General features: G+C 43.4%; 16 protein-coding genes. All 16 read right to left on the bottom strand.

All coding sequences use genetic code 11. The annotated features are described in order from the left end of the window. Positions 1–54: 54 nt before the first annotated feature. Entirely contained in the window at positions 55–1,095 is a 1,041-nt protein-coding gene (locus ABHV44_RS05960; RefSeq protein WP_459073752.1) for a GNAT family N-acetyltransferase, read from the bottom strand. A gap of 87 nt (positions 1,096–1,182) precedes the next feature. After that, positions 1,183–3,579 (bottom strand): FG-GAP-like repeat-containing protein, encoded by a 2,397-nt coding sequence (locus ABHV44_RS05955; protein WP_459073751.1) that lies wholly within the window; start codon positions 3,577–3,579, stop codon positions 1,183–1,185. A gap of 4 nt (positions 3,580–3,583) precedes the next feature. Beyond that, positions 3,584–6,010, bottom strand: coding sequence for an FG-GAP-like repeat-containing protein (locus ABHV44_RS05950; protein ID WP_459073750.1), 2,427 nt, complete (start codon positions 6,008–6,010; stop codon positions 3,584–3,586). Between the two features lie 96 nt (positions 6,011–6,106). After that, positions 6,107–8,491 (bottom strand): FG-GAP-like repeat-containing protein, encoded by a 2,385-nt coding sequence (locus ABHV44_RS05945; protein WP_459073749.1) that lies wholly within the window; start codon positions 8,489–8,491, stop codon positions 6,107–6,109. A 55-nt stretch (positions 8,492–8,546) separates the two neighbouring features. Next, positions 8,547–10,931 (bottom strand): penicillin acylase family protein, encoded by a 2,385-nt coding sequence (locus ABHV44_RS05940; protein WP_459073748.1) that lies wholly within the window; start codon positions 10,929–10,931, stop codon positions 8,547–8,549. 58 nt (positions 10,932–10,989) lie between these two features. Then, positions 10,990–12,720, bottom strand: coding sequence for a DEAD/DEAH box helicase (locus ABHV44_RS05935; protein WP_459073747.1), 1,731 nt, complete (start codon positions 12,718–12,720; stop codon positions 10,990–10,992). 84 nt (positions 12,721–12,804) lie between these two features. Continuing rightward, the gene (locus ABHV44_RS05930) at positions 12,805–13,392 is read right to left on the bottom strand and encodes a hypothetical protein (protein WP_459073746.1); all 588 of its coding nucleotides are present in this window, start codon (positions 13,390–13,392) and stop codon (positions 12,805–12,807) included. 65 nt (positions 13,393–13,457) lie between these two features. Then, a complete protein-coding gene (locus tag ABHV44_RS05925; RefSeq protein ID WP_459073745.1) occupies positions 13,458–13,886 on the bottom strand; it encodes a hypothetical protein in 429 nt (142 codons plus the stop codon). Positions 13,887–13,949: 63 nt separating this feature from the next. Then, positions 13,950–14,459 (bottom strand): hypothetical protein, encoded by a 510-nt coding sequence (locus ABHV44_RS05920; RefSeq protein WP_459073744.1) that lies wholly within the window; start codon positions 14,457–14,459, stop codon positions 13,950–13,952. A gap of 77 nt (positions 14,460–14,536) precedes the next feature. Further along, positions 14,537–15,112 carry a 5-formyltetrahydrofolate cyclo-ligase gene (locus tag ABHV44_RS05915; protein ID WP_459073743.1) on the bottom strand — a complete coding sequence of 192 codons (576 nt, stop codon included), beginning with the start codon at positions 15,110–15,112 and terminating at the stop codon, positions 14,537–14,539. A 7-nt stretch (positions 15,113–15,119) separates the two neighbouring features. Further along, positions 15,120–15,407, bottom strand: a complete 288-nt coding sequence (locus tag ABHV44_RS05910) for a YbaB/EbfC family nucleoid-associated protein (protein WP_459073742.1) — start codon at positions 15,405–15,407, stop codon at positions 15,120–15,122. A 44-nt stretch (positions 15,408–15,451) separates the two neighbouring features. Next, positions 15,452–16,219 (bottom strand): TerB family tellurite resistance protein, encoded by a 768-nt coding sequence (locus tag ABHV44_RS05905; protein ID WP_459073741.1) that lies wholly within the window; start codon positions 16,217–16,219, stop codon positions 15,452–15,454. A gap of 263 nt (positions 16,220–16,482) precedes the next feature. Beyond that, complete coding sequence (locus ABHV44_RS05900) at positions 16,483–17,304, bottom strand: TPM domain-containing protein (protein ID WP_459073740.1); 822 nt, start codon at positions 17,302–17,304, stop codon at positions 16,483–16,485. Further along, complete coding sequence (locus ABHV44_RS05895) at positions 17,294–17,731, bottom strand: TPM domain-containing protein (RefSeq protein WP_459073739.1); 438 nt, start codon at positions 17,729–17,731, stop codon at positions 17,294–17,296. The genes ABHV44_RS05900 and ABHV44_RS05895 overlap by 11 nt, the downstream gene beginning before the upstream one ends. A 67-nt stretch (positions 17,732–17,798) precedes the next feature. Then, complete coding sequence (locus ABHV44_RS05890) at positions 17,799–18,380, bottom strand: LemA family protein (protein ID WP_459073738.1); 582 nt, start codon at positions 18,378–18,380, stop codon at positions 17,799–17,801. 29 nt (positions 18,381–18,409) lie between these two features. After that, complete coding sequence (htpG, locus tag ABHV44_RS05885) at positions 18,410–20,311, bottom strand: molecular chaperone HtpG (RefSeq protein ID WP_459073737.1); 1,902 nt, start codon at positions 20,309–20,311, stop codon at positions 18,410–18,412. Positions 20,312–20,355 lie beyond the last annotated feature (44 nt).

Here is a 20,355-nt window from a genome sequence, read left to right as displayed (position 1 = left end):
AACTTTAATCTGCGCTGAACAATTAAAGTCGATCCACTTTCTCAAAAATAGGACTCACGTGAGGAACTCAGCGATCTGTCGTTTGCTACTGCTAGTTAGCAAAAGATCATCGGTAGCGATCAGCTTTCGGAAGTAGTTTTCGCTCTGTGCCAACTCATTGCTGATTTCGATATTCACCAAACTCTGATGTTTTTCGTTGCTATCCACGAGCAAAACTTTAAAGGCCTTTTCATCAGTGCAGTAGACCACAATGGTCGATTGATCTCCAATTTGATCGATGTGCAAGAAAACAGGATATCTCAAAAAATCGACATCCCAACTATTCATAAATCCCATCGAGAAAAAAGGATAGAGGTACATTTTGTGCTTTAAACCAAACCTGTTTAGCTCTTCGGACAGACTTCTGGTTTCCGTCATCAACTTGCTGCCGAGGGTTTTGGCAGGGTCAAATTCACTAAACGGCAGCCACTTTTTATTGGTGTGGTAAAACTCATATTCACCAAGCCCCAGCTTGTAATCGAACGAAGAGCTTTTGTCTAGTACATAGCCTGGGTAGTACCAGTGAATACCCTGGTCTTTTGCGTATTCAACTTCATGAAGCATGGTAAAAATCCCGAGGCTGTCTTTACTGTAATCCTTGTCGTAAAGGCAGAGCAGGCTGGCCATGCTTCTAAATCCGACATCAAAATAGCTAACAGCAACCAGTTCTTCACCATCGTAGACTTCAACCTGTTTGGTATCGAACACTGTATCCATGAATCCTGCATGCAAAAAGTCTGATAGTGAACTATGGATAAAGCCTTTGAATTTGTGTTTTTGCTTTTCGTACAGGTCTTCTTTTCTGGAGCTTATAGAGGCCTCACTTACTTTGACTGTGTACTTCTTGTTGTTTTTCTTGAATAGCTTGCGGTGGCGCTTCTTCATTTCGAAGTCTCCTGTGTTCAGCCGAATATTTACCACGGAGAAAATGTCATTGTCGAGGCAAAGAAGTTCCATTTTGTAGAGCATCACCGACCCTCTAAACCAGCCTGAAGCCAGGTAGTAGTCATATCTGGCGGGCGCCAGCGTATTTGGAAAATAAGTTTGGACCAGCATAGCTGTTTCAAAAAGGTTGTCGGAGTTCCAAATATACTTCGCTTGAAGTTCTTTTGCAATCGGTTAATAGAACCGATGAGAAATTTTTCAGTGTTTGATTATCTGCTTTGTAAAAATGCCAGTCTGATGATAAATTTTGAGGAAATAAACTCCGCTAGACAAATTGTTTAGATCGACAGTGAGAGAAGATCTCTTTGTAGTTGCTACTTTGCTAATCAATGATCTGCCGTCCACGTTAGTGACTTCTACTAATCTGGTTCCTAAAGGTAGGTTTTCGATTTTTAGATTACTCGAAACTGGATTGGGGTACGCTTTTACTTTTTCAGCATCAGGACTTGCAAGAGATTGAATAAAGTCGATGAACAAGATTTCGTACTCTTTGCAACCATTTGTGTCCACCACCCAGACACCATAAAAACCTGCCTCCAGGCTGTCTTGCAAGAGTGTGTTCTCAGCTCCGTTGCTCCAGTAGACAGAGTAGGGAGAAGTGCCACCATTGATAAAAACCTCAGCACTTCCAGCCTCGTCCCCGACTTGATTTGTCGTGTTAGCCGTAAGCTTAAGTGGGTAGGGCTCAGCTATGCTTAGAGTGCCAGATGCTGAGCACCCATAGATATCTATGAATTCATAATTGTACTGGCCAGGAGGAAGTGAGTCTATTGCAGTTCCCGATATTTCGTTGTTCCAAATGCAGGTGTCGACAGGAGAACCAGACAGGTTTTGCAGTGAAATTGCCCCGTCATCATTGCCAAAGCACGATACATGTTCGACAGTAGGAGAAATCAACGGGTTAGGGTGATGAGCTATATTCACGGTGTCTGAATGAATTTCAAACCCAAAGCTATCAATTACAGCAACTGAGAAATCGCCATTTGAACTGACTGAGATAGAAGAAGTTGTGTCTCCGGTGTTCCATAGAAAACTTTCAAAATCTCCTGCAATGAGAAGTGTAGAATCGCCATCGCAAAGCGAAAGTTCACCATCTACCACTATTTGGTTACTCAGTGATTGTCCTTCGACTATTTCGATATCTTGATTTGGAGGAAGATTATAGATTTTATCAATCACTCCACTGAGCCAGGTAACTTTGAGAGAGTCTACGGTGGTTGCTGATCCCAGGCCAAAAATCATGTTATTGCTATTTTGTCCGAGGTATCCTTCACCGCATAGGGTATATTTCGTTTGCTTTACGGAATCGGTCCAAAGCTCAATTCTGGAGCCTATTCCATCTCGGTTGCTGATCACACCTTCCAGTGTTAATTTGAGGTAATTACCACCATTTCCAAGGTTTTTCATCACAACAGAAAGGTCCTCATTACCTCCTGTAATGAAGACATCTGAAAATCCATCGTTGTCAATATCGCCACTTATTGGACAATATGAGTCTGTCAATTGATTTCCCAGTCCCGAAATATTGTTTAGAGTGAATGAGTCATCACCATCATTCATAAACAATCTGTTTCTGCCGCTCTGTGCAATTTCTTTTGAAGAGCATATTATCAGATCGAGAAGAGCATTGTTGTCTACATCAACAAACAATCCGCCCCAGGTGAAGCCAATGTTGGAGAGTCCCGCTGACTGAGCAATTTCTTCGAAAGTGCCATCACCATTGTTTTTGTGAAGCAGGTTGTTATTAGCATCAGATATAAAGATATCTTGCAACCCGTCATTGTTGTAGTCCGCTACAGTGTTGCTCATTGCGTTTACCTGATAGTGAAGACCCGAAGCGATGGTCACATCTACGAAAGTCCCATATTCATTTTTATAAAGCCTGTTTGGATGGAATGTTTTATCGTTTATCACCAAAAGATCCTGCCATCCATCATTGTTGTAGTCGAGAAAAACCGATTGAAAAGAAAACTCTAACTCCTCGTCAAAACCCAACTCAACAGTTTTGTCGGTGAAGGTGCCATCGCCATTGTTTTTAAAGATCCAATTGGAGTAAGATTGATGATCGTAGTTACAAATGAACAAATCGAGTAATCCATCTTTGTTGTAATCCCCCCATGAATGGCCGTTGGTGCGTGCATTGGTTGATGGAAGTCCTGACTCAACGGTGATTTCTTCAAAAGTGAAATCAGCGATTCTTTCAAAAAGTCGAAAAGGAACATACTCACCGCTGCAAAAGAGATCCTTATCACCATCATTGTCGAAATCAACCCAGGTGACTTGTTTGTACGCACTTTCTAAGTTCACAGGAGGCGTAATCAGTGAAAACTGTCCGCTGTCGTTCTTGAAGAACTTGATGCCATCATTATCGCAAACCGTGAGGTCGTCCCAGCCGTCATCATCAAAATCTACAAAGCTTGCACCTCCACCATACTCGGCATCAAAAGAATGGATTACATTACTGCCGTTGGTGATGTCATTAAAAAACTGCTGAGAATAAACTTCATTGGACAAAAGGCAGGTAAGTATCAAACAACATGAAAGCCGCTTGAGGTATTTACTGATTGCTTGCCGACCAAGAAGTGAATGAATCATCAATTTAGTTTTTGATCACTTTGAACTGCCTTTTTCCTGACTCCAACTCAATTATTAAAAAGTAAAGACCAGAGGGGATTTGACTCAGGTTGAGTGTCTGCTTCCTTTTGCTTCCATTGGTCTGGAACATTTGGGCGACAACTTTTCCTGCTGTGGAAGTGAGCTTCATTTTGAGAATCGGTTCTTGAGAGTTAACATTAATCAGAGTGTTAAATGGGTTAGGGTAAACATTAATCTTTTCATTCACTCCGTATCCAGGAATACCGACATATTCGTCTACCAAAAATGTGAGAAATTCTGAACAGCCGTTGGCATCAACCACCTGCACATTATGCTCTCCAGGAAGCAAGTCGTCAACAAAAATCATATTGCTATCACCAACAGACCAGAATATGGAGTAGGGAAGAGTACCTCCGGAAACCGTAACTAAAGCAGTGCCATTTCCTTCCTCACTTTGGTCTTCAACTTCGAGTTCAACTTCGAGCAATGGGGGCTCGTCTATAGTTATAAGCCCTTCAGTTTGACATCTGTTATTATCATAAAATGAATACTGATAATTGCCGGCCGGTAGCCCTTCGAGGAATTCCCCTGTAGGGCCGATATCCCAGATCACCTGGTCAACACCAAATCCATTTTGGTTTGTTAATAAAACGGAGCCGTCACTTTCACCAAAGCAGGAAACGTCTGTGATTGTAGCTTGAATGGCTGGTGGAGGCAGATTGTTCACCACAAAAGTGTCGGTAGTCACTGTTATTCCTTCGATCGTTGTGAAGGCGTAATAAGATCCGGCAGTAACCCATTGAGATTGGCTCGTAACACCATTTGACCATAAAAAGTCTTCTCCGCTGGATACAGAAAGCAAGACGCTGTCGCCAGGGCAAATACCAGTCTGACCATTACTCACGATTGTAGCCTGTAGTGTTTCTCCTTCTATCGGGTGCAGTGTCTGGTTTGCTTCAACGTCATAATATCTGTCTACAATTCCACTTGGCCAGTAAACGTGAAGAGAGTCTGCTGAATCGTTGTTTTTCAATCCAATCATTTCTCGACTCGTAGCCTGAGAAAGATAGGCTTCTCCGAGGTGAACATACCTAAGTTGAACCACATCGTTAACGTAAACCTTTATAAGGCTTCCAACTCCTTTCGAATTACTCAGTACTCCTTCAAGATCCACTTTTAACCACGATTGACTACCCCCCGAATTTTGCCACAGCTGGCAAGGTGCTGTTTCTTGATTATTCTCCACAAAATCTGGAAAACCATCGTTGTTGATGTCACCCAGAGCAGTAGAAAAAGTGCCGAAGTCATCATCTTCCAATCCGATTTCATTGTGTACACAGGTAAACACACCATCTTCGGCTTCGTAAAAATGATTTTGAAAATTTATCGTACTGACATTGTTGATATTCGCCACATGAAGATCTTCATACATGTTGTTGTCGTAATCCATCCATAGTGCTGACCAACTTTCCTGAAAAACCTGAAGATCGTATTCGGCAGCCACATCAGAAAATGTACCGTTGCCATTGTTTTTTAAGAGCCTGCTGATGTAGGTGTCAGTGATGTAAATGTCAAAATCCTCATCGCGATCGAAGTCGGCTACTGAAACCGTCATGGCATCCATAATTACATCTGCTCCTGAAGCAGCCGACACATCAGTGAAAGTGCCATCACCATTGTTGTGAAACAATGTATTGGCGAAAGATAGCCTATCGTTGATGACATAGATATCCTCCCAGCCATCATTGTTGTAATCGAAGAAAATTGATTGAAAGGAAGCCTTAATGCCATCTCCCACACCAGCAACTGTAGTAACATCTGTGAACGTGCCATCACCATTATTTTCATAAAGGTGATTGGTGTATTCATATCCCTGACTTACCGTGGGGTTGTGATACTTACAGATGTAAACATCCAGATCACCATCCTTGTCGTAATCACCCCACGATGCACCGTAGTTACGGACCATTTGTATTGCAAACCCTGCTTCTTCAGTGATCTCTACCAGGTTCAATTCTCCGGTGTTTTCGAAGAGTAAGACAGATTTATGCTCCCTGGTAATGAAGAGGTCAAGATCGCCATCATTGTCAAAGTCAACCCATTGAATCGCTTTTATAGCACTGTTTTCTTCAATATCCACATTCAGAGACAGTTCGTAAAAACTGCCTCCTGCATTTTTATAAAAAACAGGGTTTCCAGTTTGAGTGCCAAACGAGAGATCGTCCCAACCATCCTGATCGAAGTCAGCGAAACTTACTCCATTGCCAAAAGTAGCACCGCTGTTTTCAACGTTAATGAAGTTTTCTGCAGTGACATTAGTGAAAGTCTGTGCATGAATAGAAGGACATGCGAATGTCAGAATAGTCGCAACAGCGCAGCACGACAAGTGTTTCAGATGCCTAGAAAGCACTGAGGTTAGGTAAGTAAGCATAATCGATGTTAGTCAAGGTAAGACTTAAAGATAGTGATTAATCAGGTAGTTAACAATTCCTTAATAAAAAAAAATACACCGATGGTTTAGGCAGAGTTATTGAATGATCAATCTGAAATAGGCCTGCTCATTTTTAGATAAGACATGTAGGAAGTATAGCCCTGGGGGTAATTCTTCTAGGTTCACTGTTGTTCTTCGGATTTCTCGAGAGATTAGTTGTTTAGCAACTTCTTCTCCAGAAGAGTGAAATACCCTGATTTCTCGTGCATTCGAAAGGTTTTGCACAGTTACATGATCGATTGCAGGATTTGGATGAATGCTAATTGTCGATCGACTGTAGTTGGGTAGTCCTGTCAAATTTGAGATAGTAAAAAATGTGGTGTCTGTGCAATTTTGTGTGTCAGTGATCTGCAGGAAATAATTGTCTGGAATAAGCCCTTCGATAGCTGTCTCCTGTTCAAGACCGTTGGACCAGAAAATGAAGTAGGGTGAGACGCCTCCGGTAATTGAAAGAATTTCGGCAGTTCCAGGAAAACCGTCAATTTGATCAGTGGTAGTTAATTCGGCATAAATTGAGTCTGGTTCTTCAATTTCGAAAGCAGATGACAATCTACAACCGTTCATGTCGATTACTTCAACCTGATACAGGCCAGGGGACAAGTTACTGGCTACAGTTCCGGAAAAATCAGGATTTTGCCAGATCACCGTATCTATTCCCATTCCACTGTTGTTAGAAATACTCACCTGACCGTTGTCGAAACCAAAACAGCTAACGTTATCGATTTGGTAATCAATTGCTGGTGGAGGAAGAACCTCTACCATTACTGTATCAGAAAGGAAAGTCATACCCAGATATTCAACTTCAGCTGAGTACTGTCCTGGTTCATTTACTAGAATTGTCTCACTTGTTGATCCGTTCGACCAGGATACATTGCTCCAACCTGCAAGATTCAAGGTGAGAGTGTCACCCGAGCAGATAGATGCATCGCCATCAAATGTGATTTCCGGGGAGATAGAGCTTCCTTCTGCAATTGTTATGCTCTGATTAGCTTCCAAACCGTAAAAGTTGTCTACCATACCGCTAAGCCACTCCACTTTCACAGAATCTACTACAGTATGGGAACCTAAACCAAAAATCTTGTGCTGAGAGTCCTGACCCAGGTAATTTTGACCACACATGGTATACTTTGTAAATGCATCGTCACCACAATAAACAGTGATCCAGGAGCCAATTCCATCTCTATTGCTTACCACTCCTTCAAGTGTGACTTTCAAAAAGTTGCTCCCGTTATTCAGGTTTCGCCAGACTATTGCTGGATTGGGGGCCAGATTGTGAACAGCAATGTCCGAAAATCCATCGTTGTTAAGATCACCGATTGCAGGACAAACGCTTTTCGCTGTGTTTCCCTGGTAGAAAATGCTGTTGTCATTTGTAAAACTGCCATTTCCATCATTCACGTAAAACTCATTTTCTTGAGGTGGTAAAGAGGGGTTGTAGGTAGCAACATAAAGATCTTCAAATCCATTGTTGTCATAATCGATCCAAACAGCACCCCAGGAATAACCGTCAAGTATGTCTCCAATACTCTCACTTACATCAGTAAATGAATCCCCTGTATTTCCTCTAAGCAGTCTATTACCTCCAGGAGTGTTGGTGACGTAGATATCTAATTCTGCATCATTGTTATAGTCTCCCACAGTGGCTGTCATCGCATCAATTACAATCCCTGCAAGAGAAATGGTGCTTACATCACTAAAAGTTCCGTCCCCATTGTTGTGATACAGTGTGTTGTTGTCGGTTTTATCGTTTATGACGTAAATATCCTGCCAGCCATCTTTGTCATAATCGATCCAAACGCTGCCGAATGACATTGTGATCCCATCTTCGACTCCAGCTTGTAAAGTGATATCGGTAAATGTTCCGTCACCGTTGTTTCTGTAAAGTTTATTGAGTTTGTAATAATCTGCTGGGTTGTCGACTTCACCGATGAATTCATAATTTGAAAGGTACAAGTCCAGAAGACCATCATTGTTGAAGTCCCCGAAAGAGGCTCCATGGGTATGAGCAAGCACCTGGGATAGACCAGTGTTTTCAGTAATATCTACAAAATTGAAATTACCTGTGTTTTCAAACAATCGAAGTGGGGACATGTCTGCAGTAACCAGAAGATCGGAGTCGCCATCATTGTCAAAATCGACCCATAGCACGTGCTTGGTTTTTCCATAGCCATAAATACTGTTTGGCAGCTGTTGGAGCACACCGGCCTGATTGAGGTATATTTCGATGTATCCGTTAGTTTCACTAAAAGTCAGGTCGTCCCAACCGTCTTTGTTGAAATCATAAAAACTGACTCCACCACCGTATTCATTATCGCTCACAGAAATATCAATGCCTTGTTGTTCGGCTACATTGACGAAAGTTTGGCTGAATACTAGAAATGGATTAAGAACAGCAAACACAAGAAGAATCTGCCTTATCATCAGGTTCAGTTGTCGGTTTATTACAAGCTATGAAGATACGAAATCCTGAAGCAATTTACTTTGCTCTGAAAAACTTTATTGAGGTGTTTTCATCAGGAACTTTCATCAACTGCTCTCTGAACTCACCGTTGCGATACATCTCGGCCTGGTCGGAGTAGTGGTCGCTAAAAAAGTGTCCGGACTGTCCACTTGGAGAAATGCTCAACGATTTAGTGATGTCCTCAAAATCGATGATGATGCGCATCTGCGGACCGGCTTTCACCTGAAACTTTCCGTCATTATCCAGCAGAAAATCGGCCTGATTCACTGTTTCGTAGCCGCCTTGAGTGGGTTCGGGAGCGACATTAAAGAAAGGTTTTAATAAGTCTACTTTCCCAATAGGGTGCTCGAGCTCCAATGTGTGTAGCTTGCCCCAGGTCCAGTTTTCGGGATTATCACCAAATTGATTTGCCAGAGATTCTACTGCATCTGCATAAGCCTTTCTGAGGATTTCCTCTCTGGTTTCTTTTTCAGAAGTATTTACATTATCCCACCAAATAGACTCTGAGTTTCTGAGAAGCTTCGGGTAGGCTCCTTTCACCAGGTGCGTTTTAAGCATTAGGTTGTACTCATCTTCCGAAAGTTCATCAGCAAGCGCTCCGTGGATAATTCGCTCGAGCAATCTATAGTAAAGTGAGGGAGAGGTGTTTTCGATAGAATGATCGCCATCCCAAATCAGCAGGCTCAAGGCACGTGCTTCTTCAGGTGAAAAGTCTCCAGAACCGCGAAGTTGCTCATAGAGATATTTCGACAGATCTGAGTCGATCGGTGAAGTCACATCAGTGATCACATCTTTCATTTTCTCGGTGTTCCAGTCATTTACAGGGTCAAGCAGCTGCCTGATCCGAAGCGCTCTTTGCTTTGGTTTGTAGTAACCCGGATAAAAGGAAGAATCCGGCAGTTGCGGCTGATCGTTTGCCGAGTAAACAAACCCCGATGTAGGATTCACCTGCTGCGGATTCATTGAGAAAGGTAGGTAACCGAGTGGTTCATCGTTTCCGGATGCTCCATCGAGGAATAGCTTGCCCTTCACATGATCCGGTCGGTCGAGCAGGCGAGTGGCGCCCCACCAGGCAATGTTGCCATCGCCATCACCATAAATGAAGTTAAGTCCCGGCCCGTGAATCCGACTCACTTGCTTCTGAGTGTTCTCCAGGTTTTGCGAGTGGTTGATTTCATAAAAAACACTCAACAGGTCGTTCTCAAACTTGTGGTAGTTCCACCAAAAGGAAACCGGTTGGTCAGAAGAAATCTGATCGAAAGCTCCGTTCACTACAGGACCGTGGTGCGTTACTTTGGTTTGAATGATGGTGTCGTTGGCGCCTTTTACCTTGATCGTGTCGGTGAAAACTTCAGCATCGAGCCAGTCGCTACGGCTTTTGTAGCGGTTTGAATTTTCAGATTCGAATGTTTCGCGATAAAAGTCACAGTCGTCTTCTTCCAAAATTGTCAAACCCCATGCGATGTCGCGATTGTGGCCAACAAGTGCAAATGGAATTCCACCCAGGAAATTTCCGTAGAAATCGAAATTAGGGCAGGAGAGATGAGCCTCATACCAAACTGCGGGCTGCGAATAGCCAATGTGCGTGTCGTTAGAAAGCATCACTTTTCCCGATTCTGTCTTATCTCCTGAAATCGCCCAGCCGTTGCTACCCATAAATGGCACTACCGGTAGCTTGTCTATGATCGTTTGTACTTCGCTGGAAATGGAAGAATACTTTTTGAAGTTCCGATTGTAGATGGTGTCTACAAATGCAGTATCGACATCGTACCAGCCAAGGTCGGTCAAATAACTTTCCCCGTGTTGATGGTAAATGCTGTTCACGAGAGGGTCTGTACGAGTACCCAGATTAAAGCTGAACGCCATGTAGCCGGCAATGCAATAAATGTCGTAAGTGGTGAATTTCTTTTTAGGAATGCCCATCAAACTGAATTCGATGGGTTTTGGGCCGTTTTCAATAAAGCTGTTTACTCCATCCAGATACGCCTGAAGCATACGGAAGTACTTTTCATTTGCATGATTTTGCTCAATGCGGTTTGCATTTTCTCTGGCTATTCTTGGAACACCGAGAGTTCTGAACAAAACATCCGCATTCAATAGGTCTTCTCCCAGTACTTCGGAGAGAGTGCCACTGCCAACCCTTCGCATGAGCTCCATTTGAAAAAGCCGCTCACTGGCGTGAACGTAGCCAAAAGTTCGATAGAGATCTTCCTCGCTTTCGGCTTCGATGTGAGGAATGCCCCATTGATCAAAAGTTACTTTGGAGTCTTTGTCCAGCGTATTGAGCTGTACTTCTCCGCTGTAATTTGGAGTGATCGATGCCAGGTAGATCCATGTTCCTCCTGCCAGTATCAGCGCGAAAAACACGACCCACAAGAAAATTCTGAGGAACTTCTTCATTACGTTCAGTTTAGGTTCAAAACCCCAAAAGTAGAGGGCTTAAAAAAAACTGAAGTAACTAATTTTTTCTCTTCGCACGGAAATTAGGTTTCCCTTTACCGCCTTTATCGAAAGATTTTTTTCCCTTTCCTTTTCCCTTATAACCTCCTTTGTGGCCACCGCCACCGCCTTTTCGTTTGCCAGGGCCTTTGTCCGAAATATCGGCTTTCACCGAGCGGCCTTTGATCTTGAGTCCAGAGAGTGCCTTGGCTACTTTCTGAGCCTGGTCCTTATCGATGTCGACAAAGCTAAACTCGCGCTTGATATCAATTCTACCAACGTGCTCACCAGTGATACCGGCATTATCGCAGATAAATCTCAAAAGCGAACCTTTGTCGAACTGATCGAGTTTTCCGAGGCTCATGAAAACGGTCTGGAATCGATCGTTGTCGCTGCCGTAGTATTCCTGCTTCGAATCGGCTGGTTTGCGGTTAAGGTCAGCTGCATCGGCATGATCGGCCATGATGTCGCTCAGCTGGTGGGCAACTAGTTTTTCAATCAACTCTTCCTTCGAAAACTGCGCAAGCTCATCGTAAGCCAGTTCTAGCCAGGGCTGAACGTTTTTCTGACCGAGCGGCACTTCAATCAATTTATCGAGATAGTGAACCAGCTGACTTTCGAGCACTTCATCACCTGCAGGCACTTTTGAATGCTGCATCGGTTTGCCGATTTTCTTTTCGATGGCTTTGATCTTGCCTGTTTCGCGAGGCGTCACCAGAGCGATCGACATACCCGATTTTCCGGCACGTGCCGTTCTACCGCTTCGGTGGGTGTAGTTTTCAATTTCGTCAGGAAGCGTGTAGTGAACAACGTGAGTAATGTCGTCCACGTCAATTCCACGAGCGGCTACATCTGTTGCCACCAAAACTTTAATCGAGCGCTCTCTGAATTTTTTCATCACTGAGTCGCGCTGCATCTGAGAGAGGTCTCCGTGAAGAGCATCCACAGGATAACCTGCTTTGGCGAGCTTTTCGGCTGCTTCGATAACCTGACGTCTGGTTTGGCAAAAGACCAATCCGTACATGTCAGGCCAAAAGTCAAGCGTTCTTTTAAGCACTGTAAATCGCTGGCGACCATCAACAATGAAGTAGTGGTGCTCGAGATTTTCGGCACTTGAGTTTTTTGTTCCCGCTGTTACTTCTAGCGGGTTGGTCATGTATTCTTTGGTGATACGAGCGATTTCGGGTGGCATGGTTGCAGAGAACAACCACACTTTTTTGTCTTCATTGGTTTGCGACAAAATTTCATCGATATCCTCCTTGAAGCCCATGTTCAACATCTCGTCTGCTTCGTCCAACACGCAGTAATCGATTCTGCTCAGATCGATTTTTCTACGGTTCATCATGTCCATCAACCTTCCGGGAGTGGCCACAATGATTTGCGGCTTTTTGTCAAGCTGTTTCAATTGCTCACCAAAGCTTGCACCACCATAAATGGCTACAACTCTGGCATTGTCGGTAAACTGGAGGAACGTAGTAAAGTCAGCGTGAATTTGATTACAAAGCTCACGCGTAGGGCAGATCACCACCGCCTGAACATGTTTTTTGCTAAAGTCAATAAGGTGGCCCAGCGGCAAGCCAAATGCAGCTGTTTTTCCTGTTCCTGTTTGTGCAAGTCCTATAAGATCTTGCGGAGTTTCAATAAGGGGAGGTATGGCTTTGGACTGGATTTCTGAAGGTTTTTCAAATCCGAGTTGCTCTACAGCCTGAACGATTTCAGGTTTTAGCCCGAGCTCTTGAAATAATGTCATGAAGAAATTTTTTGCAAAAATAGTTTATTCCCGGTCAGGAATTACAAAAGAGTTTGGGGTTGGGATGAATTCAAGATTTTATCTTTATGCCTCTTTCAGAACTCTTTCTAAAACAACAAGATTTTTCAGATACTCATCTGTGTTCTGCCATTCATAGAATTTTGTAGCGTATAGCTTTTGTCTTTTTAAAGCTAACTCAACTATTGGTTTATTCTTGTTATCAATTTTTCCTTCATCTACCAATTGGGCAAACCCGGTGGCGATGACAGAAGTGTCAACAATAAATATTTGATGAAGGTCCTCCTGAGGAGAGACAGATGATTCATCTAAAACTTTCTGATTGTAATCTGATAAACCCTTGTCAGTTAAGTTTTCAATTGTCAGTCTCAAGAAATCCAATGTTTCTGACTTTGGATTTCTGGTTCTCCACTCTCGGAATTCTGCTAAGGCCATATCACCCTCATCAGAGCCAAAGGGAGCTAATTCATCAAAATTGGACCAGAAGAATTCTTCCGGAATCAGTTGAATTGCCCTCTGATGAGCACGATCTTTATCAATGCCATAGGGTTCATCCAGATTAGATTTATCGTCATACTTTAAAGATGGTTTCGCAGCCGTCTTGTTCTTACCGAATATTCGATTTAGTATTCCCATAGTTTCTGGTTTTTTCAAAAATGTAAATCAGTTTGGCAATCAGTATATGCTTAAATCTTTGATTTGATTTTAAATCATCTTTATCAGAGCCAACTCACAATTGTTCCGATCCCAATGATAGCAAGTGCAATAAGACCTATTCCAATTCCGATGAAGCCAAACATTACCATCTTACCTTTCCAGTTTTCTTCATTTTTAGGAAATGATTTACTTCCTGGTTGTTTATCCTTATTTGTTAACTCAACGTGGTCAAAGAAAAAATCACTGTTTTCATCTATCCAATCTAGATCCAACCCTGTAGTTTCAGCTTTGCCTTTGTCAAACTTTCTGTTATAAGATTCAGTAGCAGCTTTCAGGATTTCAGCTGCAAATAATTCCAGTCCCTTTCGATTAGCTTTTATGCAACTTTCATCTGGTGCTCCACCATATTGATAAAAACCGAAATAAGCCTCATCTTTTACGTTTCGCCTTTCTAATTCTGAAATGACGCTTTTCAATTCGAAATCTTTCATAGTTCAAAATGATGAGTTACCACAAATATGCAAAAGCTAAAATTGGTTTGTGTTTAATCATAATTATCGCTGACGCTGCATACTCTTATGTCTCAGCTTCCATGTTAAAGAATACCACAAGCGTTTAAATTTCTGATGTCTCCAATTAATGTCGAACTTCTTTCCTACTTGAAACCACGGAGGTAATGAAAACAAGGGTTGGAACGGTGGGAATTCACTTACCAGATTATTTAATTCTCCCTCCTCACGTAACCTTCGGCTACAAATGAGTTTGACTACTGTTCTTTCTTTTGTTGAATGAACTATTTCGGAATTAACCCATAGTGGAACTATTCCTTCATCAACCAATAATTCGGATGTTTCATCAAAGTCAAAAAGTTGTCCTTCCAGCTGATTAAATTCATGGAGTTTCTGAATTTCCTTTTCGTTCAAATGTTCACTTTCAGTACGGTCATTTGGTTCAATTAGAAATTTGGTGTTACCAGACAAAGAATTGGACACCAAGTCTTGTGAGAGTAAGATCAGTTTTTCGGTTGATTTAACGAGTCGGTTTCTGAGTTCTTCTTCCTTCAACTTAGAACATGTTTTGTCAGACAAGCAGTTTCTATTTTCTTGAATTCCTTTTTCAAGATTAACTTTTGATAACGAACCTAAAACCTAAAAATCCCGTCAGGCGTCACACAACTTGTCAGCTTCACATCGTGGTCGGCAACATCTTCGATTTGGTCGATGGGAGGGAAGAAGGAAATTCCGATTCGTTCGGTGTTAGGATTGCACATGGAGAGGAACTTGTCGTAAAAGCCTTTGCCGTAGCCAACTCTGTAACCTTGTTTGTCAAAGGCCAGGAGTGGTATCAAAACCCGGTTGATCTCTTTCGGGTCGATTTCTTCTCCGTCTTCGGGTTCGTCAATTCCCCAGGAGCTTTTTTTGAATCGGGTGGTGTCGAAAATTTCGAAGTGGCGCAGCGTGTCGCCTTCAAAGTCGGTCACTGAAGTGGAAACTCTGATCCCGGCCATCGTCCAAAACTTGCGGATCAGCGGCCAGGTGTCGGCTTCGTTGAATCTGGCGATGGGAATGAAAACATGAACAAAGTGGTCCTTCCAGTCGAATTCGGTGAGTAGCTTTTCGGCAATTTGCTCGCTCAGTTTCTCCCGCTCATTGTCTGAGAGTTCCTGTCTTTTTGCTTTGTATTCTTTGCGAAGTTCTTTTTTCGAAAACCTGCTCATAGCCAGATCACATTCCCGGGAAGTTGGGCATGATGTTTTGCGCTGAAGAAGCCATTTCCGCTTCGTAAACCTTTTCGGCTTCCTCGAGTGCTCGGTTCGTGGCAACAAGGAGGAGATCCTGAAGACTGTCTTTGTCGTCCATAAGTTCATCGTCAATTTTAATGTCGCGAACTTTTCTGTTGCCGGTCATTTCAACCACAACGCCTTCTGATTTTCCTTCCACAATCACAGATTCGAGTCTCTTTTTAGACTCTTCTACCTGTGCCTGCATTTTTTTTAGTGCGTCCTGAAACATAGATCTTTAGATTTTATGATGTAAGAGTTTTAGTCTTCAATTGTTTATTTAATGCCGCGCTCTTTTTTGATGGTTTCGTAAGCGTCAGTGACTTTTTGAAATTTGTCTCTCGCTGCATTGGCGTGCTCTTCGCCCAGGTTCTTCAATTTGTCTGGGTGGTACTTCATCGCCATTTTCCGGTAGGCTTTTTTCACTTCGTTGTCGCTGGCCGAGCTGTCAATCTCGAGCACCTTGTAGGCGTTGCCAACGTCTTTGTAAAACATGGCCTGGATAGATTGAAAATCTTTTGCGCTGATTCCCAGGTAACCGGCAATTCTCTCGATGGCCGAAGCTTCCGAAGAATCCACTTTCCCGTCTGCCTGTGCAATTCCAAAGAGGTAGTGGAGCAACTGCAATCGCATCGGGTGCTCCATGTTGTAGCGGATCTGCTCGCAAATAGCTCTCTCCTGAATCGGCTTTTTGAGGATTTCGCGAAGCAAACCAACCTGTTCAGCTGCCATTGCCGGTCCAAATTGTTTTTCAAAAAAATCGCGGACGTAGTTCAGTTCCGACTTCATCACTTTGCCATCAGCTTTCATGATGGTAGCCGAAAGCACCAAAAGGGCAGAGGCGAAGTCGCCTGGCTGGGTTCTGTGACGATATTGCTGATAATTTCTGCTGTAGTTTCTGGATTGACGACTGTCTTGCTGACCTTTCACGGCCAGTGAATTGTCTTCGAACATGTAGCCAAGAGCAAACCCCAGTGCCGCGCCAATGGGTCCACCCATGGCCCAACCAACTGCTCCGCCTATCCACTTTACATATTTTGCCATTTGTTTTTTCTAAACCTCTTTTTAAACTCTTATTAACTCTTACTAATTATCGATTTAATTCCGATTGAAATTCATTTTGATTCCTCCGTTCACACATCTCTCGACTTTACTTCGACTGTGCTCAGCACAAGCGCTCGAGAATCGGCCAACGCGCGAATGCCGGTTGTCGAGCGGAGTCGAGACAAAAGGGCAGCATTTTAATAGGAATTAATTTAATAGTCTAATAATTATTTTTTCAGGTGATTGTTTTTATCGAGAGAGACTTACCAGCTTCCACCGGCACCTCCGCCTCCGAAGCCGCCTCCGCCAAAACCACCGAAGCCGCCTCCGCCTCCTCCAAAGCCACCTGAGCCGGAAGAGAAGTTGTTGTAGTAACCTCCGTGGCCACTGCTGCTGCCGATTAACCAAAAGGCAGCCCAGAATCCGAGGTCGTTGGTGCGGGCATAACTGCGTGCTCTTTTGGCGCGAACCAAAAAGACAAGAACAAAAATGGCCAGCATGAAAAACATGGCAAAAATGGCTTTTCCACGACCACGTTTACCCACATTTTCGGTGTAGGCTTGTGAATTAATTTCGCCTTTGGCAAACTTCATCACCATGTCCGCCCCCGCATTAAGACCTTTGAAGGTATTTTTCTGCTTGAAGTGCGGAATCATTTCGTTGTCCACAATCATTTTTGCCGTGGCATCCGGAATTGCACCTTCGAGCCCCATTCCCGGAGAGATGAATACTTCGCCTTTTGAACTTGCAGTTTTCGGTTTGAAAACGATCACCACACCGTTGTCCAAATCTTTCTGGCCAACGCCCCAGTTTTGCCCGATTTCAGTCGCAAAGTTGTAAGGTGCGTCACCGCAAAAATCCGGGTGAGTAACAATCACAATCTGGTTGGAGGTTTCCCTCGCGAAGCTATTGAGCTTTTTGGTGAGCTGCTGCTCTTCGCCACTGGAAAGAACGTTTGCAAAGTCATTAACAAGTTTGCCTGTGCTCTTTGGAGGGCAGTCCTGGGCTGACAAGCTAAGCGATAGCCCTATAAAAATTGCCAGTGCAATGAGCCTGATGTAGTGGAATTGTTTTTTAAGAGCCATAGGAGATATCGTCTGAGAGTTCGTTAACATCGTCTTTTTTCACCGGGAAATTCTTAGAGAGCTGTTCACCTGCGCGGGCAATTCCTTTGCTGAGTCCCTGAGTGAACTCACCTTTTTTGAAGTGCTCTGCCATTTCGTCTTTAATGTCGTCCCAAAAATGATCTGGAACAACCTTGTTGATGCCTGCATCACCGAGAATGGCGAATTTGTGATCTTCGTAAGCGAGGTAGAAGAGAACACCGTTTCGCTTATCAGTTTTGTGCATTTCCAGTTTTTCAAAAAGAAAGGCAGCGTGGTCGAGAACATCTTCCTTGCATCGCTTATCCAGATGAAGTCGGATTTCGCCACTGGTTGTGTTTTCCGCCTGCCGGATAGCATCTTTTATAGATTTCACTTCTTCGTCAGTGAAAAAATTGCTCGCACTCATAGTCCGTTGGTTTTTGGTGTAAAGAAGTGAGGGCAGCTTTTGGCTACCCTCACTGAATTATTAAAACTTAAAACTGCACTTCGGGAGCATCTTCTGAACCCGGATCGGCCTGAAAACCTTCACGAGTAGTGAAGTTGTCATCAGGAGATTCGGTAAACGAAAGAGCCGTTTTCTTAAAGTAGCCCCGAATGTAGCTGTTGTACTTGCTCACCGACTCGTTGTATCGCTGCCTGGCCACGTTGATTCTGTTCTCTGTCCCTTCAAGTTGAGATTGAAGTTGAGCGAAGTTTTCAGTGGATCGAATTTGCGGATAGCGTTCAAAAACCAACCCGATGGTCGAGTTGATCTTGCGACCGACAGATTCGATTTCTCCAGGAGTTTTTGCATCGGCAATGCCAGCACGAGCTTCGGTTACTCTGGTGAGAATTTCTTTTTCATTCTCTGCAGCACCTTTCACGGTGTTCACAAGGTTTGGAATGAGGTCGGCCCTACGCTGGTAGGTGGCCTGAACATCGTTCCACTCTTTGTCAACTTGTTCCTGGTACTGAACGGCACTGTCGTGCACGCTGGCTGCCCAGAGCCAAAAGATCAAAAATATCAACCCGATTACTCCTACAATGCTGAGAAGTACAGCTACTGTTTTATTCATTTTGTTTGATTTTAATGTTTGTCAATTGATTACTCAGCAAGCTGCTCTGCTTCGCGTTTCACAAAGTCTGTGAGCGCTTTTCCTTTGAGCAATCCCTGAGCGAGTAGTGCCAAATCTACAGCTTGTTTTGCCAAAAGCTCTTTTTTAGCATCGTCTTTTTCGCTCAACATTTTTTGAGCGAGCTTGTGATTGGAGTTTACCACGAGGTTGTATTTTTCAGGAAGCTGACCAAACATGTGCATTCCGCCACCTCCGGCCATTTGCTGCTCTTTCATTCTTCGCATAAACTCGCTTTGAGTAATCAAGATAGGAGCATCCTTCTCGCTCATGCTCTCAAATTGAACATCAAACTTCTCCTTGCCGGCAACTTTTTCGAGCACTGGCTTCAAAGTGTTTTGATCTTCTTCTGAAAGCTTTGATGGAAGGCTGTCTTCTTTCTGAATCAACTTGTCGATAGTGTCGGCATCAACTCGTGCAAACTGGAAGTCGCTGTGTTTGCTTTCGAGCTTTGAAATCAAGTGGCTCGTCAGCGGACTTTCGAGAACGAGCACTTCATAGCCGCGCTCTTTGGCCGTCTCGATGTAGCTGTGCTGCGCTTCCATGTTGTTGGTGTAAAGCACCACTGTTTTCCCGTCTTTATTTTTCTGAGTGTCCTTGATCTTTTCCTTCAATTCATCGAAGGTAAAGTACTTTTCCTCAGTGTTTTTGAAGAGAGTGAATGACTCTGCTTTCTCGTAGAATTTCTCATCGCTAAGCATTCCATAGTGAATGAAAATCTCGATGTCGTCCCATTTCTTTTCGAAGTCTTCGCGATCTTTTCGGTACATCTCAGACAGCTTCGATGCCACCTTTTTGGTGATGTGGCTGGAGATCTTTTTCACGTTAGAATCTTCCTGGAGGTAAGATCTCGAAACGTTCAGAGGAATATCTGGTGAATCGATAACACCGTGGAGCAGTGTCAAAAATTCAGGTACGATGTTCTCTACATTGTCTGTGATAAAAACCTGATTGCTGTAGAGGTTGATCTTGTTCCGCTGAACTTCAATGTTGTTCTTCAGCTTCGGGAAGTACAGAATTCCTGTCAGGTTGAAAGGGTAATCCACATTTAGGTGAATGTGGAAGAGCGGGTCCTCAAAATTCATTGGGTACAGCTCGCGATAGAAACTGTCGTAGTCTTCCTGAGTCAGGTCGCTTGGAGACTTTGTCCAGGCCGGAGTTGTGTTATTGATGATGTTGTCTTCAACAATCTTTTCTTCTTTACCGCCTTCAATCTCTTTTCCTTCTTCGTCTTTTTCTTTAACTGTGCGTTCGTTTGTTCCAAACTTCACAGGAACCGGCAAGAACTTACAGTATTTGTTCAAAATTCCACTGATGCGCGATTCATCCAAAAACTCTTCTGAGTCTTCATTGATGTGCAGCACCACGTCTGTTCCCTTGTGCTCTTTTTCAATTTCGTCTATCGTGTAGTTTGGAGATCCATCGCACGACCAGTGAATGGCTTTTGCGCCTTCTCTTTGCGACAAGCTGATGATTTCCACTTTTTCGGAGACCATAAAAGAAGAGTAGAACCCAAGTCCAAAGTGGCCGATGATGGCGTTTTTCTTATCCTCGTCTTTGTATTTCTGAACGAACTCTTCTGCGCCAGAAAATGCAATTTGGTTGATGTATTTCTCAACTTCTTCCTCAGTCATCCCGATTCCATTGTCACGGATGGTAATGGTTTTAGCATCCTTGTCAAGGATTACTTCCACCTGAAAGTCTTCCGATTCGGGCTTAAGTTCTCCAAGGTCGCCAAGCGTTTTTGCTTTTTGGCAGGCATCCACTCCGTTGCTCACCAACTCTCTCAAAAATATCTCGTGGTCGGAGTAGAGGAATTTTTTGATGATCGGAAAAATGTTTTCCGTCTGTACGTTAATCGTTCCTTTTTCCATTGATTATTTCGGTTTTGTTCAGATTTTCGATTTGTAAACATTCC

It is taken from the genome of Halocola ammonii (genome assembly GCF_049334165.1).
Lineage (GTDB): Bacteria > Bacteroidota > Bacteroidia > Flavobacteriales_D > Sanyastnellaceae > JBEGHD01.
Note: the sequence above shows the minus strand (reverse complement) of the source record. Positions and strands in the feature narration are given on the sequence as shown.